This window comes from Stappia sp., assembly GCF_048268045.1.
Lineage (GTDB): Bacteria > Pseudomonadota > Alphaproteobacteria > Rhizobiales > Stappiaceae > Stappia.
Window position 1 is genome coordinate 24,121 of sequence record NZ_JBLWWG010000012.1, and the last position, 16,540, is coordinate 40,660.

The following is a 16,540-nucleotide window of genomic DNA, read 5'->3' on the forward strand; positions in this document are numbered from 1 at the left end:
GTTACTCCACCACCTTCGGGACCATGAAGAAATGATCCTCGCTCATCGGCGCATTGGCAACGACCTTCGCGGCATAGCCACCGTCGCTGACAACATCCTCACGCTTCTTCATTTCCTGATGGACGACGGACGTCATCGGCTCAACGCCGCTGACATCGACCTCGTCGAGCTGCTCGACAAAGGCCAGGATGTTGTTGAGCTCGCCGGTCATCTTGCCGGCCTCCTCGTCCGTCACCTTGATCCGGGCAAGGTGCGCCACGCGTTTCACCGTGTCGATATCGACGGACATTGCTCTTCTCCGTTCACACTAGCGCCGGCAGGGCCGCCTCGGCCCGATGCCGCAAACCGTTGCCTGCGCCTATATCACCGCGTCGAGGCCTCCGACAAGCCGCAGCGGCCGGAAAGAAACGGGAGCCGCACCCGGTGCCCGGGCATCCCTGCCCAGCGGGCGCTCCGCGTCCTCGCCACGCCACTGATCCTCCTCGACGATCCGACCGAGCCGCCAGAGCTGGCGGAAGAAGACGTCCTCGACGAACATGCGCCCGTCCACATCGACGCCCTCGAAGCGGATGCGGAAGCTCGCCGTGCCGCCAAGCCGGTCGCAGACGAGATCATCGAGCGTGCCGCGCAGCATGGCGAAACGGCGGGAGACGGGCTTCAGCTTGCGCAACGCCGTTTCCGCATCCTGCGCCTTGACCTCACCGTTCTCCACAAGACGCGCCTCGGGCGCGAAATGCGCCTCGACCGCGGCCTCTATCTCGCCCCGCAGAAGATGGACGAGATAGTCGTCGAGCCGCGAACGGAACGAAAGCGCCGCTCTTGCCGAAGCCGGCGACGCCCCGATGTCGAAACGTGTCAGATGCATGTCCATGGCCACCACCGCAGAAGGAACAGAGAATGAGAACATTACGTGAACATCCATCCTCTGTCCAGCGTCCGGCGCACTCCGTCCAGGTCAGACGGTCAGGGAACTGCCCGGCGCCGTCACCCGAACCTTGCCCGCATCGCCACCCATTTCCTGCAGGAAGGCATCCGCGCTCTGGTCGAGAATCGGAAAGGTGCCGTAGTGGCAAGGTATGATGGTGTCGAAGTCGAAGAAGCGCCGGCAGGCGAGCGCCGCGCTCTTCGCCCCCATGGTGAACCGGTCGCCGATCGGCACGATCGCCACCTTCGGCGCATGCAGCTCGTTGACCAGCGCCATGTCGCCGAAAACATCGGTGTCGCCCATGTGATAGAGCGTCGGCTCGCCCTTGGCGTGGACGATGAGACCGTTCGGCTGGCCGAGATAGACCGGCGGCATGCCGCCGGCGAGCGAGGACGAGGTGTGGTGCGCCTGGGTCAGCGCCACCGAAAACGGGCCCACGTCGATGTGACCGCCGCAGCCCATGGGATTGATGTTCTCCAGCCCCTTCGACTGCAGCCACATGCAGATCTCGAAGTTCGCCGTCACTTGCGCCCCGGTGCGCTGAGCGATCTCGAACGCGTCGCCGACGTGATCGTCATGGCCGTGGGACAGCAGAATATGAGTGACGCCCTGCGACGCCGTCTCGACCGTCAGATCCTGCGGAAACGACGGGTTCCCGGTCAGGAACGGGTCGATCAGGATCGAGGCGCCCTCGATGTCGACGCGAAAGGCGGAATGGCCAAGGTAGGTGAGTTTCATCTTGATCGCTCTCCCGATGCTGGTTGGGTCACTCGCAGGGACTCTAGCGGCTTGTCCGCGAACGGCAATCCTTCCTCTATCCGCCCCTCGCACACCGTGCTAAAGCCGGTCGATGACCCAGGATCCCCTTCTCGCGCATGCCGACTTTGCATCGCGGCTGCCGCGAATCGGCCGCCTCATCGGCCTTGATCTCGGCACCAAGACGATCGGCCTCGCCCTGAGCGATCTCGGCCGCGGCATCGCCAGCCCGCTCGAGACGATCCGGCGCAAGAAGTTCGGTGTCGACGCCGCCCTGCTCCTGAACATCTGCAGCAAGCACGAGATCATCGGCCTCGTCATCGGGCTGCCGCTCAACATGGACGGCAGCGAGGGGCCCCGCGTCCAGGCGACACGCGCCTTCGCACGCAACCTCACCGCCCTCACCGAATTGCCGATGACCGCCTGGGACGAACGTCTCTCGACCGCCGCGGTGACCCGCACCCTGATCGAGGCGGACCGTTCGCGGGCGCGCCGCGCCGAGCTCGTCGACAAGATGGCCGCCGCCTACATCCTTCAGGGTTTCCTCGACAGGCTCGCCTACATGCGCGAGGACGAGGACATGGAGCCCCGGTCTTGAGCGCCATCCTCGACGCCCTGCTGCCGGTGCTGCTGGTCATCGCCGCCGGTCATGTCTTCGCCCGCACCGGCCTCATCACCGGCGAGCAGTGGCGCGGCATCGAGCGCATCGCCTATTTCATGCTCTTTCCGGCGATCATTTTCGCCACCGTGTCGCGCACCGACTTCATGGCCCTGCCCGCCTTCGGCATGAGCGCCACGCTGGTGCTCTCCGTCGTCTCCATGACCGCACTGGCCCTGCTGCTCCAGCCGGTCCTGAAGACGGCCTTCGGCATCAGCCCGCCCCGCTTCACCTCGATCTTTCAGGGCGCCGTGCGCTGGAACACCTTCGTCGCGATGGCGATAGCCGAAAAGCTGCTCGGCCCGAACGGGCTGGCGCTGCTGGCGGTCGCCATCGTCGCGATGATCCCGCTGCTCAACGTGATCTGCGTGCTCGTGCTCTCTCGCTTCGCCAGCGGCAACAACCCGAGCGCGCGCAAGATCCTGCTCGACCTCGCCCGCAACCCCTTCATCCTCTCGACCTCGGCCGGGCTTCTCGTCAACGTCACCGGCGTGCCGATCCCCGGCGTCGCGGTCTCGACGCTGGAAATGCTCGGAAGCGCCGCGCTTCCCATCGGCATCGTCTGCGTCGGTGCGGGTCTCGACCTGCGCGCCCTGCGCCGGCCGGGCCCCGCCCTGACCTGCGCCCTCGTTCTCAAGCTCGCGATCATGCCGATCTTCGGCTTCGGTTTCGCGACGCTGATGGGCCTCACCGGCCCGGCGCTGGCGGCGGTGATGATCGCCATGTCCGTGCCGACAGCCGGCGCATCCTACCTGCTTGCACGCCAGATGGGCGGCGACGCGCCGCTGATGGCCGAGATCCTGACCTTGCAGACGCTGGCCGCAGCGCTCACCATGCCTCTCGTCTTCCTGCTCGCACTCTAGGCGAGCGCCTCACAATCGCGGTGGAGAAAGCGCCTCCACGCTTGAGCGGTTCGGGCCCAGCGCCTATAGGGTAGGCTTTGATGAGCGCACACCCGACCCCCGCCGCGGACGCCTTTCCGCACCGCCACCTGCTCGGCATCGAAAGCCTGCAGCCTCACGAAATCTCGTTCCTGCTCGACAGGGCCGAGGAAGCCGTCGAGATCAGCCGCCAGGTTGAGAAGAAGAAGTCCGTCCTGCGTGGGCGAACGCAGATCAATCTCTTCTTCGAGGCATCGACAAGGACACAGTCTTCCTTCGAGATTGCCGGCAAGCGCCTCGGGGCCGACGTCATGAACATGTCGGTCGCCTCCTCCTCGGTGAAGAAGGGCGAGACGCTGATCGACACGGCGGCGACGCTGAACGCCATGCACCCGGACATCATCGTCGTGCGTCACCATGCGGCCGGCGCCGTGCATCTCCTGGCCCAAAAGGTCGGCTGCTCGGTCATCAACGCCGGCGACGGAGCGCACGAGCACCCGACCCAGGCCCTGCTCGACGCACTCACGATCCGCCGCCACAAGGGCCGCATCGCGCGGCTCACGGTGGCCATCTGCGGCGACATCCTGCATTCGCGCGTCGCCCGCTCGAACATCATCCTGCTCAACGCGCTCGGTGCGCGTGTGAAGGTCGTCGCCCCTTCCACGTTGCTGCCGCACGGCATCGCCGACATGGGCGTCGAGGTCTATCACGACATGCGCGAAGGCCTGAAGGACGCCGACATCGTCATGATGCTGCGCCTCCAGCGCGAGCGCATGCAGGGAGCCTACATTCCCTCGGTGCGCGAATACTTCCGCTACTACGGCCTTGACCGCGAGAAGCTCGACGCCGCGAAGCCCGACGCGCTGGTCATGCATCCCGGCCCGATGAACAGGGGCGTCGAGATCGACCCGGAAATCGCGGATGGCCCGCAGAGCCTGATCCGCGAGCAGGTCGAGATGGGTGTCGCCGTGCGCATCGCCGTGCTCGAGGCGCTCGCCGCCCACCTGCCCAACTGCTGAGGAGCCAGGACATGGCGGAGACCCCTACCCCGATCGTGCTGGCCAACGCCCGCGTCATCGACCCCGCACGCGGGCTCGACGCACCCGGCAGCGTCATCCTCTCCGGCGGCGCAATCCTTGCGGCCGGTCCGGAAGCGCAGAACCAGGGCGCGCCCGAGGGCGCCGAGATCATCGACGTGGCCGGCGCCGTGGTCGCGCCCGGCCTGATCGACGTTGGCGTCACGGTCGGCGAACCCGGCGGCGAGCATCGCGAGACGCTGGCAAGCGCCAGCCGCGCGGCCGCGGCCGGCGGCGTCACCACCTTCCTTACCGCGCCCGACACCGACCCGGTGATCGACGACCCCGCGCTTGTCGACTTCATCCTGCGCCGCGCCCGTGACACGGCCATTGTCAACGTCCATCCGCTGGCCGCCCTCACCAAGGGCCTCGGCGGCGAGGAGATGAGCGAGATCGGCCTGCTCGGAGAGGCCGGCGCCGTCGCCTTCTCCAACGGCCACCACTCGGTCACCCACGCCGGCGTCATGCGCCGGCTCCTGACCTACGCCCGCGACTTCGACGCGCTGGTGATGCACCATACGGAAGACCCGGACCTTTCGGGCTCCGGCGTGGTCAACGAAAGCCTCGCGGCAAGCTGGAAGGGCCTGCCCTCGATCCCGCGCGAGGCCGAGATCATCATGCTGGAGCGAGATCTGCGCCTCGTCGCGCTGACGCGCGCGCGCTACCACGCGCAGACGATCTCCTGCGGCGAGAGCGCCAGGGCTGTCGCCCGCGCCAGGGATGCGGGCTGCGACGTCACCGCCGCCGTCACGATCAACCACCTGACGCTCAACGAGAACGACATCGGCCCCTACCGCACGTTCTTCAAGATGTCGCCGCCGCTGCGCTCCGAGGACGAGCGCCAGGCAATGGTCGCCGCCCTCGCCGACGGAACGCTCGACATCATCATCTCCAACCACGATCCGCAGGACGTCGAGACCAAGCGGCTGCCCTTCGCCGAAGCGGCGGATGGTGCCATCGGCCTTGAGACGCTGCTTTCCGCCGGCCTGCGGCTGGTCCACTCGGGCGATCTGGGACTTTCCACGCTGCTTGCCGCAATGACCTGCAATCCGGCGCGCCGCTTCGGCCTCCCGGGCGGGCGTCTCAGCGCCGGAGCCCCGGCCGATGTCGTCGTCTTCGACCCCGATATGCCCTGGGTCCTGGACAAGGAGAAGCTGCACTCGCGGTCCAAGAACTCGCCCTTCGAGGACGCACGCTTCACCGGCAAGGTGCTCAAGACGATTGTTGCGGGACGCATCGTCCCGGCCTAGGCTTACTTGGTCGCAACCGGAGGCTGCGAATGCCGGACCCGATTAGCTGGGGCCTCGTCTGGCCCTATTATCTCGCCGCACTCGTTTTCGGCTATCTCCTCGGATCGATCCCCTTCGGCCTGGTCATCACACGGCTTGCCGGACAGGGCGACATCCGCAAGATCGGCTCCGGCAACATCGGCACAACCAACGTCCTGCGCACCGGCAAGAAGCACCTTGCCGCGCTGACGTTGCTCGGCGATGCGCTGAAGGGAACCGTGGCCGTGCTTGTCGCCGCGCGCTTCGGCGGCCCGGATGCCGCCGTCATCGCCGGCGTTGGCGCCTTTCTCGGCCATCTCTTTCCGGTCTGGCTGCGATTTCGCGGCGGCAAGGGCGTCGCTACCTACCTGGGCATCCTGCTCGGCCTGTTCTGGCCGGCTGCTCTTGTCTTCGCCGCGATCTGGATCACGGTCGCGGCGATCTCCCGTTATTCCTCACTCTCGGCGCTGGTCGCGACCCTCGCGACGCCGTTTCTGCTCTATTTCGCCTTCGACCGCGTGCAATACGCCCAGGTAATGGCGCTGCTGACGCTCCTGCTGTGGGTCATGCACCGCCAGAACATCCAACGACTGCTTGCCGGCTCCGAAGGCAGGATCGGGCAGAAGGGATGACGGAAACGCGGTCCGACGGCGGTGCGGGCCGCACGCTTTCCGACCGTCAGCGCACGGCCTGGCTTCGCCTCATCCGTTCCGAGAACGTCGGTCCCGTCACCTTTCGCGAACTGGTCAACCACGCCGGATCGGCGGAGGCAGCGCTTGCCGCGCTCCCCGAACTGTCGGCGCGCGGCGGCAAGCGGCGCATCCGTATCGCCAGCCAGGCGGAGGCGGAGGACGAGATCGCCGCGCTGACGCGCATTGGCGGCGGTTTGCGCGCGCTCGGCGAGCACGGGTACCCCCCGCTCCTGCGGCAGGTCGACGGTGCGCCGCCGCTGATTGCCGTTCTTGGCTCCAGCGCGCGCCTCGCCAGCACCGCGACCGTCGCCATCGTCGGCGCCCGCAACGCCTCACTCGCCGGCCAGAAGATCGCGACCGAGATCGCCACGGAACTTGGAAACGCCGGGTTCACGGTCGTCTCCGGGCTCGCGCGCGGGATTGACGCAGCCGCCCATCGCGCCGCTCTGGCCCAGGGCACCATCGCCGTTCTGGCCGGCGGCGTCGACATCATCTACCCGCCGGAAAATCGCGACCTCTACCGCGAGATCGCCGACCGGGACGGCGCGATCGTCAGCGAGATGCCGTTCGGCTGGAAGCCCCGCGCCCGCGACTTCCCAAGGCGCAACCGCCTGATCTCGGGCATTTCGCTCGGCACGGTGCTGATCGAGGCGGCCCGCGCCTCTGGCTCGCTCCATACCGCCCGCTTCGCCGCGGATCAGAGCCGCGAGGTCTTCGCGGTTCCCGGTTCACCTCTGGATCCACGCTCGGAGGGTGGAAACCGGCTCATCCGCGACGGCGCGACCCTCGTCACCTGCGCCGCCGACATCCTCGAGAGCCTGCAGAGCATCGAACTCGGCCACCAGCCGGAACGCCCCTTCGACATCGGAGAACCGGCGAACGACGACGCGCCGATGCGTCCGATCGAGGTCGGCGACAGCGATCGCGCCCGCGTGCTCTCCGCCCTGGGGGCGGCCCCGGTCGAACTCGATGAGCTCATCCGCTACACCGGGCTCGAGGCCCGCGCCGTCCATGTCATCGTGCTTGAGCTGGAACTTGCCGGCCGGCTCGAGCGGCATCGCGGCCAGAAGGTGAGCCTCGTTGACGCCCGCTAGCCATCGCGCCCGGCGTAATTAGGTTGCAAAACATAAAACAACAACCAAGATGCAACCGGGGGTTCGGAAAATACCCGTTCGGTCGACATCGCCTCATTCATACAACCCCTGATTTCATCCCCTACGAAGGATCGCGATCAAACGCGCCCTGCTCCAGGTCAGCGTGTTTGTCGAACGCCTCGACCCGCGCCATTTCAAGCAAATAAGCTAAAAAAGTCAATTCGTTATTAGAAGCCAGATCTCTCAGTTCGCGGCAAATCTGGGCGCAGTAGCGCGCCGCTTCGGACCTGTCGGCAAGGTGCTCTATCGGCATTTTGTGACCCGGATATTGGCCGAATAAAACGGCTGTTTGCGCAAATGCAACCTGTAGTTTTTTAAAGGCATGATACACGTTATAAACGATCACATGCAAGGCGACCACAGCACTTTCGACGGTCCGAAAGGCGTCCTGCAACCGCCTTCGCCACGGGCTGGGTTGTATCCGCGGAGCTCGCCGCCGTTCATCCGTAATGTGACGGGGCGCACTTGACCCGTCTGGCCGGAAAGGTCATTTGACAGGCATCGTGCAGTTGGGAGATCGTCCGGCGTCCGTCACGTCGGCCGGACCGACACCTTCCGCCGCCCGCCGCGTCGCGCGGGCTACCCGTTTCCGTTTGGGGTCTCATGGATATCGTCATTGTGGAATCGCCGGCCAAGGCCAAGACAATCAACAAGTACCTGGGGTCCAACTATCAGGTCCTTGCGTCTTACGGCCACGTCCGCGACCTGCCGGCCAAGGACGGTTCCGTCGATCCGGACGACGATTTCGCCATGCTCTGGGACGTGGACGCCAAGTCCCAGAAGCGCCTCAACGATATCGTTCGCGCCGTGCGAGACGCCGACCGCCTCATTCTCGCGACTGACCCTGATCGCGAGGGAGAGGCGATTTCCTGGCACGTGCTCGAGGTGTTGCGGCAGAAGAAGGCGCTGAAGGACAAGCCCGTCCAGCGCGTCGTCTTCAACGCCATCACCAAGAAGTCGATCCTCGAGGCCATGAACAAGCCGCGCGACATCGATGCGCCGCTGGTGGAGGCCTATCTGGCCCGCCGCGCGCTCGACTATCTCGTCGGCTTCACCCTCTCTCCCGTTCTGTGGCGCAAGCTGCCGGGCGCCCGTTCGGCCGGCCGCGTGCAGTCGGTCGCTCTGCGCCTCGTCTGCGACCGCGAGGCGGAGATCGAGCGCTTCGTCAGCCAGGAATACTGGTCGGTTCTCGCCAATCTCGCGACCGCGGGAGGCGCGACATTCCAGGCCCGGCTCGCCGCCTTCGAGGGCAAGAAGATCGGGCGCCTCGACATTCATTCCGGCGAGGAGGCGGAAAAGATCTCCGCCGTCCTCAATGCCGCGACCCTCTCCGTGGCGAGCGTTGAATCGAAGCCCCAGCGCCGCCACCCGGCGCCCCCCTTCACCACTTCGACGCTGCAGCAGGAAGCCTCGCGCAAGTTCGGCTTCGCCGCCGCGCGCACCATGCAGGTTGCCCAGAAGCTGTACGAGGGCGCCGACATCGGCGGCGAGACCGTCGGCCTCATCACCTATATGCGTACCGACGGCGTGCAGATCGCCGGCGAGGCGGTTGCCGCCGTGCGCAAGGTGATCGGCCAGGACTACGGCGCCGACTACGTGCCGGAAAAGCCGCGCCATTATTCCACCAAGGCGAAGAACGCTCAGGAAGCGCACGAGGCCATCCGCCCGACGGAACTGTCTCGTCGCCCGCGCGACGTCGCCCGCTTTCTCGATGCTGACGCCGCGCGCCTCTACGAACTGATCTGGAAGCGCACCGTCGCATCTCAGATGGAAAGCGCCGTGCTCGAGCGTACCACCATCGACATCGACGCCACGGCCTCTTCCGGGGCCGCCGTGCTGCGCGCCACCGGTTCGGTCGTGCGCTTCGACGGCTTCTTCTCCGTCTATCAGGAGGGCCGTGACGACGAGGAGGACGAGGAAAGCCGCCGCCTGCCGGCCATGGCAACCGGCGACGCGCTCAAGCGCCTGTCCGTCGAGACCAGCCAGCACTTCACAGAGCCGCCCGCCCGCTTCACCGAGGCAACACTCGTCAAGAAGATGGAAGAGCTCGGCATCGGCCGCCCATCGACCTACGCCTCGACGCTGCAGACCCTGCGCGACCGCGACTATGTGAAGCTCGACGGCAAGCGTCTCATTCCCGAGGACAAGGGCCGGCTCGTCACCGCTTTCCTGGAGAGCTTCTTCAACCGCTATGTCGGCTACGACTTCACCGCCGAACTCGAGGAGAAGCTCGACCGCATCTCCGCCGGCGAACTGTCATGGAAGGACGTCTTGCGCGATTTCTGGCGGGATTTCTCGGGCTCGGTGCACGACACCAAGGACCTGCGCGTGTCGCAGGTTCTCGACGCGCTCAACGACATGCTGGCCGCGCACGTCTTCCCCGATCCCGGCACCGGCGCCGATCCGCGCAAGTGCCCGGCCTGCGAGACGGGCCAGCTCTCCATCAAGGTGAGCCGCTTCGGCGCCTTCGTCGGCTGCTCGAACTATGACAAGGACAAGCTCGACGGCAAGTCGCCCAACGAGAACCCGCCGCATTGCGGCTACACCCGGCCGCTGTCGGCGCTCGGCGCCGCGGACGGCGATGCGGAGATGGCCGACGGACCGAAGATCCTCGGCCAGGACACCGACACCGGGCTCGACGTGTCGCTGCGCTCGGGCCGCTTCGGTCCCTATGTCCAGCTCGGCGAGGAGGCCAAGCCCAAGCGCGCCTCGCTGCCGCGCGGCTGGGAGATCGCCGATATCGACCTCGAGAAGGCCCTCATGCTGCTGTCGCTGCCGCGCGAGGTCGGACCGCATCCCGAAGACGGCAAGCCGATCAGCGCCGGCATCGGCCGCTACGGTCCGTTCGTGCTGCATGACGGCACCTACGCCAATCTCGAAAGCGCCGACGAGGTGTTCTCTGTCGGCATCAACCGCGCCGTCGACGCACTCGCCGAAAAGCGCGCGCGTGGCAATCGGCGCGGCGCGACCGCGCCGCTGAAGGAGCTCGGCGAGCATCCAGACGGCGGCCCGATCACCGTCCAGGACGGCCGCTACGGTCCCTACGTCAAGTGGGCGAAGATCAACGCCACGCTGCCCAAGGGAACGGATCCTCTGGCGATCACGCTGGAAGAAGCCCTGCCGCTGATTGCGGCCAAGGCCGAAAAGTCCGGCAAGGGCGCGAAGAAGGCCGCACCGGCGAAGAAGCCGGCCGCCAAGAAGGCGCCCGCGGCCAAGAAGACCGCCACCAAGACCGCCGCGACCAAGAAGGCGACGACCGCAAAGAAGCCGGCCGCCAAAAAGGCCAAGGCCAAGAGCGAGACGGCGGACGAGGAAACCGCCTCTTGAGCCCCCGCAAGACATCTCGCCCGCCGGTCGGCGGCAAGCGCAAGTCCCCAACTGCGGCGCAAGGCGCCGCCAAGCGCGGCGGCGCTGCGGAACTGCCCAGCAAGGAGGATATCCTTGCCTTCATCGCCAACAACCCCGGCGCGGCGGGCAAGCGCGAAATCGCGCGCCATTTCCGCATCACCGGCGGCGCGCGCATCTATCTGAAGCAGCTCCTGCGGGCGATGGCCGACGACGGATTGCTGGAGAAACGCCAGAAGCGCCTGGTGAAGGCGGGCGACCTGCCGCCGGTGCTCGTCGTGCTCGTCACCGGTCGCGACGCCGACGGCGAGTTGCTCGCCGTGCCGGCGAACTGGGACGAGGACGAGCAGGGCACGCCGCCCTCGATCCTGGTCATCGACGATCAACGCGGATCGGGCCAGCGCGCGCCGGGTCTTGGCGACCGCCTGCTGCTGCGCACCACGTCCGATGAACCGGGCGAACAGGCGTCGCGCGCCGGACGCATCATCCGTGTCCTCGACAAGCAGGCCTCGAGCATTCTCGGCATCCTGCGCAAGGGACCCCGGGGGCATTTCCTCGAGCCCATCGACCGCAAGCAGCGCGAGCTCGAGATCGACGCCAGCGACCTTAAGGAGGCCGCGGACGGCGATCTCGTTTCCATCTCCCTGATGCGCGGCAGTCGCAACGGCGGCCCGCGCGGCCGCATCGTCAAGCGCATCGGCGCCCTTCACTCGGAAATGGCGGTTTCCGAGATCGCCCTGCACACGCACGGCATCCCGCACGAGTTTCCCGAGCGTGTGATCACGGCGGCGGCCGAGGCCAAGCCCGCGACGCTGAAGGGGCGCGAGGACTGGCGACGCGTGCCGCTGATCACCATCGACCCGGCCGACGCCAAGGACCACGACGACGCGGTCCACGCAGAGGCGGATCCCGATCCCGCCAACGCGGGCGGTTACATCGTCACCGTCGCTATCGCCGATGTCGCCTATTACGTCCGCCCGGGCGAACCGCTCGACCGCGAGGCGCATCTGCGCGGCAATTCGGTCTATTTCCCCGACCGGGTAATCCCGATGCTGCCCGAGGAGCTTTCCAACGGGCTTTGCTCGCTGAAGGAAGGCGAGGACCGGCCGGCCATGGCCGTGCGCATGGTCTTCGACGCCAATGGCGGCAAGCGCGGGCATACGTTCCACCGGGTGATGATGCGCTCGGCCGCCAAGCTCGCCTATCAGACGGCGCAGGCGGCGATCGACGGCAATCCAGACGAGGTTGCCCCCGCGATCCTTGAGGACATCCTCAAGCCGCTCTGGGAGGCCTATGCCTGCCTCAAGCGCGGCCGGCAGGCGCGTGAGCCGCTCGATCTCGATCTACCCGAACGCAAGATCAGGCTGAACGCCGAGGGCATGGTCGAGGGCGTCTTCGTGCCCGAACGTCTCGATGCGCACAAGCTTATCGAGGAGTTCATGATCCAGGCCAATGTCGCCGCCGCCGAAACGCTGGAAAAGGCACGCGTCCCCCTGCTCTACCGCGTGCATGACGCCTCCAGCCCGGAGAAGCTGGTGGCGCTGAAGGAGTTTCTGTCGACGCTTGGCATTCGCCTTGCGGCGTCCGGTGGCCTGCGGCCCGCCGCCTTCAATGCCATCCTGCACAAGGTCGCCGGCACGCCGGACGCCGAACTCGTCAACCAGGTCATCCTGCGCAGCCAGGCTCAGGCGGAATATTCGCCCGAGAACATTGGCCACTTCGGGCTCAACCTGCGCCGCTATGCCCATTTCACCTCGCCGATCCGCCGCTATGCGGACCTCATCGTCCACCGGGGCCTGATCCGGGCCCTGGGTCTTGGCGACGACGGGTTGCCCGAGGCGATGGAAACGAAACTGCCGGCGATTGCCGCCGACGTATCGGCGGCGGAGCGTCGCGCGATGCTTGCCGAGCGCGACACCGTCGACCGCCTGATCGCGCTGTGGCTTGCCGACCAGGTCGGCGCCCGGTTCTTCGGGCGCATCTCGGGAGTGGTGAAGTCCGGCCTCTTCATCCGGCTCGACGACACCGGTGCGGACGGGTTCGTCCCCGCCTCGACCATCGGCAACGACTACTACCACTACGACGAATCGTCGCATTCGATGGGAGGCCGAAGTACAGGCGAAACCTTCTCTTTGGGCGACAAGGTAGAGGTGCGACTGGTCGAAGCGGCCCCTTATGCGGGTGCGCTGCGGTTTGAACTTCTGAGCGAAGGTCACTATCACAAGAGACGAAGCGCCGGTCAGCGCAGCGCCAAGCGCGCGCATGCCGGCGGCGGTGCTGGACGCACCCGCAAACCGAAAGGCCGACAGACATGACGGTGACCTACGCAGACAATGAGGCGCTCGCGAGCCACGAGACCGTAGCCAGCATCGCCAAGCCTCGCCGAGAGGTCGGTCGCGCGATGATGCTTGGCGCCAAGGGCCGCTGCCCGAGCTGCGGCACCGGCCGCCTCTTCGGCAAGTATCTCAAGGTGAACCCGGTCTGCCCCGCCTGCGGCGAGGAACTGCACCACCACCGCGCCGACGACGCACCCCCGTATTTCACGATATTCATCGTCGGCCACGTCATCCTGCCGATCGCGCTTGCCGTGGAAATCGCCTTCGTGCCGCCGATGTGGCTGCATGTGGCGCTGTGGCTGCCGCTGATCACGGCGATGACGCTGCTGACCCTGCCGCCGGTGAAGGGCGCCCTGATCGGCTTGCAGTGGGCCAACTACATGCACGGCTTCGATCCGAACGCCATCGGCGACGACCAGCCCGCCTATGACTTCGGCCCCGTGCCCGACGCGGCACGCGGCCCGGAGGTCCGATGAGCGAGGAGCTTGTCCGGCGCCTGTCGTCCGCCGAACGTCAGACCAACAATCCGAACCTGCGTCCGCGCGACGCGGCGACGCTGCTGATTCTTGACCGTTCGCAAGCCGGCAGCCCCCGCGTGCTGATGGGTCGCAGGCACATGCGCCATCGCTTCATGCCGGGCATGTTCGTGTTCCCGGGCGGCCGCGTCGATCCGGCCGACAGCCGCGTACCGGTAGCCGGAGCGTATCACCCGGTCGTCGTCGAAAAGCTCATGCGCACCATGAAAGGGCCGAAGACGGAAGCCCGCGCCCGTGCCTTCTCGGTCGCCGCCATGCGCGAGACCTACGAAGAGGCCGGCGTGCTTGTCGGCACCCACGGAGAAACCAACGGCTGGGCCGGCAAGGGGGATATGGCCGCCTACTCCGAGCGCGGCCTGCTGCCCGACCTGTCTCCGGTGCGCCTGATTGCCCGCGCGATCACGCCGCCCCGCCGCCCGCGCCGATTCGACACCCGCTTCCTCGCCGTTTTCGCCGATGCCATTGCCGACAGCCTCCCCGAAGGCACCGGCCCGTCGGGCGAACTGGAGGATGTCCACTGGCTCAGCCTGGAGGACGCGAAGGCGCTTGAGTTGCCGACGATCACTCTGACGATCATCGAGGAACTGCAGGCCCGCCTTGCCCGCGATCCCGAGCTTGCCCCCGAAACGCCGGTGCCTTTCTATTACTGGAAGGGCAAGGGTTTCGTCCGCGAGGAGATCTGACCGGGATTTGCCGGCTCGAGGCACGGATGCCGTTGCTTGCCGCTTGACTTTAACCGCGCGAAACGTATGGTGCGCGCCAGTTTCCCCATACCAGCCGGTGGAGCGTCCCCCTCCGATTTCAGGAGCCCGCGACGTACGGCCGGACACCAGTGCAAGGACTAGAGCGATGGCCAAGGCCAACACCATCAAGATCAAGCTGCTGTCGACGGCTGACACCGGTTTCTTCTATGTGACCAAGAAGAACTCCCGCACGATGACCGAGAAGATGGTCCAGCGGAAGTACGACCCGGTCGCCAAGAAGCACGTCGAGTTCCGCGAAGCGAAGATCAAGTAATCTTCCTCGCAGCACGGGCCGGATGGGCGCAGGACGCCTCCGGCCCCGCGAGACGGGCGCAAACAGAAACGCGGCTTCTCTTTTCATGCCAGCGCTTCCGCAAGACGCTCCGCCAGGGCCCCCTCGGGGGCCTTTCGCATGTCTGGAGGGTGGCGCGCGGCCTGGCCCGGCCAATGGCCAAGAACACGGCACGGACACACCTGTCGTCGCGCGAAAGCAGGTCTCTGTGGGAAGATGATTGGTCGGAGGGGGATAGGCGACCGGCGTCCCCTCGGATCATTGAGGCCACTCGGACCCAAGGGGACGCCGGTCAACCCACGGTGTCAGGAGATGCGGCGGACCTGAACGTTCCGTGGGATTTCATGTCCGGAGCGAGACGATTGCCCCGCCAGACCGAAGCCACCCTACCCAAAGCGTCAGCCGAATCAACGACAACGGTTGATTGTTAAGATTTTATTTTCTTTTAATGTAAATGAACGCAGTTAATGGCTGGCCTACGTAATTTTATTGCGCGAACTTTTGACCAACTTGTCATTGCTATCGAGATTCTTTGCAATGCGTCCGGACCCGCGGCATCTTTCACACACGGTCCACCGGCAAAGTTGCATCTCGATCCTGCCTGGGGATGATGTTGGCCGCCCGGGGGCGTTGCCCGGCGGGCAGGACCCTGCCGCCGCAGCAAGGATGCGCCCCCGTCATGAAGATTTCGATTGCCCTCCCCCTCCTCATCGTCGGCCTTCTCGCGCTGGCCGGCTGCGAAACCGTTTCGAAGGAGCAATGCGTCGCCGGCGATTGGAGCGAGCTTGGCAAGGCCGACGGCGCGCAAGGTCACCTGACGAAGCGATTCGAGGATGTGGTCAAGGATTGCGGCCGCTACGGCATCACCCCGGACGCGGATGCCTATATGGCGGGCTGGCACCAGGGCGTGCGGCTCTACTGCACCCCGCAAAACGGCTTCTCCCTGGGCCGCCAGGGCAAGGAGCTGTCGCCCGTCTGCCCGGCGCAGACGGCCGCCCTGTTTCGCCAGAGCCACGACCTCGGCCGGCGCATCTGGAAGGCGGAGGACCGGCTGCGTGATACGGAACGGCGGATTTCCTCGGCCGAATCCCGCCTGCGCGAGACACGCACGAAGCTCGACGGACTCAACTGTCGCGATGTCGAGCGCGACCAGCGCGAGGCCTGCCGCGACCGGCGCGAAACGCTGCGCCAGCGGATGGACGATGCACGCTTCGAACTGCAGGATGCCCGCTTCGAGCTCAACGACCGCCGCCGCGCCTACGACATGGCGGTCTCCTCCGTCAACGCAGAGGCGTCGCGGGTGATCCCTGGATACCGGGGCGAATAGTCCCGTCGAAACCGGACCGGGGCGGCGGATACCGCCGCCTCAGTCTCCCAGATAGGAGCGGACGGTCTCCAGGAACTTCGCCACCGATATCGGCTTGGAGATATACGCCTCGCATCCGCCCTGGCGGATGCGTTCCTCGTCGCCCTTCATCGCGAACGCGGTGACCGCGATCACCGGGATGATCTTGAGCTCGTCATCCTCCTTGATCCACTTGGTCACCTCCAGGCCGGACACTTCCGGCAACTGGATATCCATGAGAATCAGATCTGGACGATGGGCGCGCGCAAGCTCCAGCGCCTCGATCCCAGTGCGGGTCTGCAGCGTCTGATATCCGTGCGCTTCCAGCAGGTCATGAAACAGCTTCATGTTGAGTTCGTTATCCTCAACAATCAGCACGGTCTTAGCCATAATAATCGCCTTCGTCCCCGTGCCCACCGGGCCAGCCTCAGTCCTGCGCATATATGTCTCCAGACATCATCACGCGAGAGCTGCTGGCAATGGTCCCTTTCCCACGATAGGTACCATATATCGTAGAGAGAATTCGTTTCGGA

17 protein-coding genes are annotated in these 16,540 nt (G+C 66.1%); 12 read left to right on the forward strand and 5 right to left on the reverse strand.

Annotated features, from left to right (window positions below; all coding sequences use genetic code 11):
* Position 1: 1 nt before the first annotated feature.
* From gatC to ACN0WF_RS16985, 3 genes are all read right to left on the reverse strand, one after another.
* Positions 2-289, reverse strand: a complete 288-nt coding sequence (gatC, locus tag ACN0WF_RS16975) for an Asp-tRNA(Asn)/Glu-tRNA(Gln) amidotransferase subunit GatC (RefSeq protein WP_417773957.1) — start codon at positions 287-289, stop codon at positions 2-4.
* A gap of 69 nt (positions 290-358) precedes the next feature.
* Complete coding sequence (locus ACN0WF_RS16980; protein WP_417773958.1) at positions 359-907, reverse strand: hypothetical protein; 549 nt, start codon at positions 905-907, stop codon at positions 359-361.
* Between the two features lie 48 nt (positions 908-955).
* Positions 956-1,663: a metal-dependent hydrolase gene (locus tag ACN0WF_RS16985; protein ID WP_417773959.1), complete on the reverse strand. Its 708-nt coding sequence runs from the start codon at positions 1,661-1,663 to the stop codon at positions 956-958.
* A gap of 112 nt (positions 1,664-1,775) precedes the next feature.
* Between ACN0WF_RS16985 and ruvX the strand changes: the two genes are divergently transcribed.
* The 6 genes from ruvX (at position 1,776) to dprA (ending at position 7,350) form a co-directional block, all read left to right on the forward strand.
* Positions 1,776-2,279, forward strand: coding sequence for a Holliday junction resolvase RuvX (ruvX, locus tag ACN0WF_RS16990; RefSeq protein WP_417773960.1), 504 nt, complete (start codon positions 1,776-1,778; stop codon positions 2,277-2,279).
* Positions 2,276-3,202 (forward strand): AEC family transporter, encoded by a 927-nt coding sequence (locus tag ACN0WF_RS16995; protein ID WP_417773961.1) that lies wholly within the window; start codon positions 2,276-2,278, stop codon positions 3,200-3,202. Before ruvX ends, ACN0WF_RS16995 begins: the two co-directional genes overlap by 4 nt.
* Before the next feature lie 80 nt (positions 3,203-3,282).
* Positions 3,283-4,239: an aspartate carbamoyltransferase catalytic subunit gene (locus ACN0WF_RS17000; protein WP_417773962.1), complete on the forward strand. Its 957-nt coding sequence runs from the start codon at positions 3,283-3,285 to the stop codon at positions 4,237-4,239.
* An 11-nt stretch (positions 4,240-4,250) separates the two neighbouring features.
* A complete protein-coding gene (locus ACN0WF_RS17005; protein WP_417773963.1) occupies positions 4,251-5,546 on the forward strand; it encodes a dihydroorotase in 1,296 nt (431 codons plus the stop codon).
* A 29-nt stretch (positions 5,547-5,575) separates the two neighbouring features.
* The gene (gene plsY, locus ACN0WF_RS17010; protein ID WP_417773964.1) at positions 5,576-6,196 is read left to right on the forward strand and encodes a glycerol-3-phosphate 1-O-acyltransferase PlsY; all 621 of its coding nucleotides are present in this window, start codon (positions 5,576-5,578) and stop codon (positions 6,194-6,196) included.
* Positions 6,193-7,350 (forward strand): DNA-processing protein DprA, encoded by a 1,158-nt coding sequence (dprA, locus tag ACN0WF_RS17015; RefSeq protein WP_417773965.1) that lies wholly within the window; start codon positions 6,193-6,195, stop codon positions 7,348-7,350. Before plsY ends, dprA begins: the two co-directional genes overlap by 4 nt.
* 121 nt (positions 7,351-7,471) lie before the next feature.
* On the opposite strand, the gene ACN0WF_RS17020 is transcribed toward dprA, so the two are convergent.
* Positions 7,472-7,804 carry a hypothetical protein gene (locus tag ACN0WF_RS17020; RefSeq protein ID WP_417773966.1) on the reverse strand — a complete coding sequence of 111 codons (333 nt, stop codon included), beginning with the start codon at positions 7,802-7,804 and terminating at the stop codon, positions 7,472-7,474.
* A gap of 209 nt (positions 7,805-8,013) precedes the next feature.
* On the opposite strand from ACN0WF_RS17020, the gene topA reads away from it, so the two are divergent.
* From topA to ACN0WF_RS17050, 6 genes are all read left to right on the forward strand, one after another.
* Positions 8,014-10,737, forward strand: coding sequence for a type I DNA topoisomerase (gene topA / locus ACN0WF_RS17025; RefSeq protein ID WP_417773967.1), 2,724 nt, complete (start codon positions 8,014-8,016; stop codon positions 10,735-10,737).
* Positions 10,734-13,070, forward strand: coding sequence for a ribonuclease R (gene rnr / locus ACN0WF_RS17030; protein ID WP_417773968.1), 2,337 nt, complete (start codon positions 10,734-10,736; stop codon positions 13,068-13,070). The genes topA and rnr overlap by 4 nt, the downstream gene beginning before the upstream one ends.
* A complete protein-coding gene (locus ACN0WF_RS17035) occupies positions 13,067-13,567 on the forward strand; it encodes a DUF983 domain-containing protein (protein WP_417773969.1) in 501 nt (166 codons plus the stop codon). The genes rnr and ACN0WF_RS17035 overlap by 4 nt, the downstream gene beginning before the upstream one ends.
* On the forward strand, positions 13,564-14,310 hold the full coding sequence (locus tag ACN0WF_RS17040) for an NUDIX hydrolase (RefSeq protein WP_417773970.1): 747 nt from the start codon (positions 13,564-13,566) through the stop codon (positions 14,308-14,310). Before ACN0WF_RS17035 ends, ACN0WF_RS17040 begins: the two co-directional genes overlap by 4 nt.
* A 166-nt stretch (positions 14,311-14,476) precedes the next feature.
* The gene (gene rpmG / locus ACN0WF_RS17045) at positions 14,477-14,644 is read left to right on the forward strand and encodes a 50S ribosomal protein L33 (RefSeq protein WP_093806908.1); all 168 of its coding nucleotides are present in this window, start codon (positions 14,477-14,479) and stop codon (positions 14,642-14,644) included.
* Between the two features lie 697 nt (positions 14,645-15,341).
* A complete protein-coding gene (locus ACN0WF_RS17050) occupies positions 15,342-15,989 on the forward strand; it encodes a DUF2799 domain-containing protein (protein WP_417773971.1) in 648 nt (215 codons plus the stop codon).
* Positions 15,990-16,028: 39 nt separating this feature from the next.
* Here ACN0WF_RS17050 and ACN0WF_RS17055 read toward each other — a convergent pair whose 3' ends face one another.
* Entirely contained in the window at positions 16,029-16,397 is a 369-nt protein-coding gene (locus tag ACN0WF_RS17055) for a response regulator (protein ID WP_417773972.1), read from the reverse strand.
* Between the last annotated feature and the right edge of the window lie 143 nt (positions 16,398-16,540).

Coding starts and splice junctions, on each gene's coding strand:
- rpmG (WP_093806908.1), top strand. CDS start 14,477: ATGGCCAAGGCCAACACCATCAAGATCAAGCTGCTGTCGACGGCTGAC.
- ACN0WF_RS16985 (WP_417773959.1), bottom strand. CDS start 1,663: ATGAAACTCACCTACCTTGGCCATTCCGCCTTTCGCGTCGACATCGAG.
- plsY (WP_417773964.1), top strand. CDS start 5,576: ATGCCGGACCCGATTAGCTGGGGCCTCGTCTGGCCCTATTATCTCGCC.
- gatC (WP_417773957.1), bottom strand. CDS start 289: ATGTCCGTCGATATCGACACGGTGAAACGCGTGGCGCACCTTGCCCGG.
- ACN0WF_RS17005 (WP_417773963.1), top strand. CDS start 4,251: ATGGCGGAGACCCCTACCCCGATCGTGCTGGCCAACGCCCGCGTCATC.
- topA (WP_417773967.1), top strand. CDS start 8,014: ATGGATATCGTCATTGTGGAATCGCCGGCCAAGGCCAAGACAATCAAC.
- ACN0WF_RS16980 (WP_417773958.1), bottom strand. CDS start 907: ATGTTCTCATTCTCTGTTCCTTCTGCGGTGGTGGCCATGGACATGCAT.
- ACN0WF_RS17050 (WP_417773971.1), top strand. CDS start 15,342: ATGAAGATTTCGATTGCCCTCCCCCTCCTCATCGTCGGCCTTCTCGCG.
- ACN0WF_RS17000 (WP_417773962.1), top strand. CDS start 3,283: ATGAGCGCACACCCGACCCCCGCCGCGGACGCCTTTCCGCACCGCCAC.
- ACN0WF_RS17035 (WP_417773969.1), top strand. CDS start 13,067: ATGACGGTGACCTACGCAGACAATGAGGCGCTCGCGAGCCACGAGACC.
- ruvX (WP_417773960.1), top strand. CDS start 1,776: ATGACCCAGGATCCCCTTCTCGCGCATGCCGACTTTGCATCGCGGCTG.
- dprA (WP_417773965.1), top strand. CDS start 6,193: ATGACGGAAACGCGGTCCGACGGCGGTGCGGGCCGCACGCTTTCCGAC.
- ACN0WF_RS17040 (WP_417773970.1), top strand. CDS start 13,564: ATGAGCGAGGAGCTTGTCCGGCGCCTGTCGTCCGCCGAACGTCAGACC.
- ACN0WF_RS17055 (WP_417773972.1), bottom strand. CDS start 16,397: ATGGCTAAGACCGTGCTGATTGTTGAGGATAACGAACTCAACATGAAG.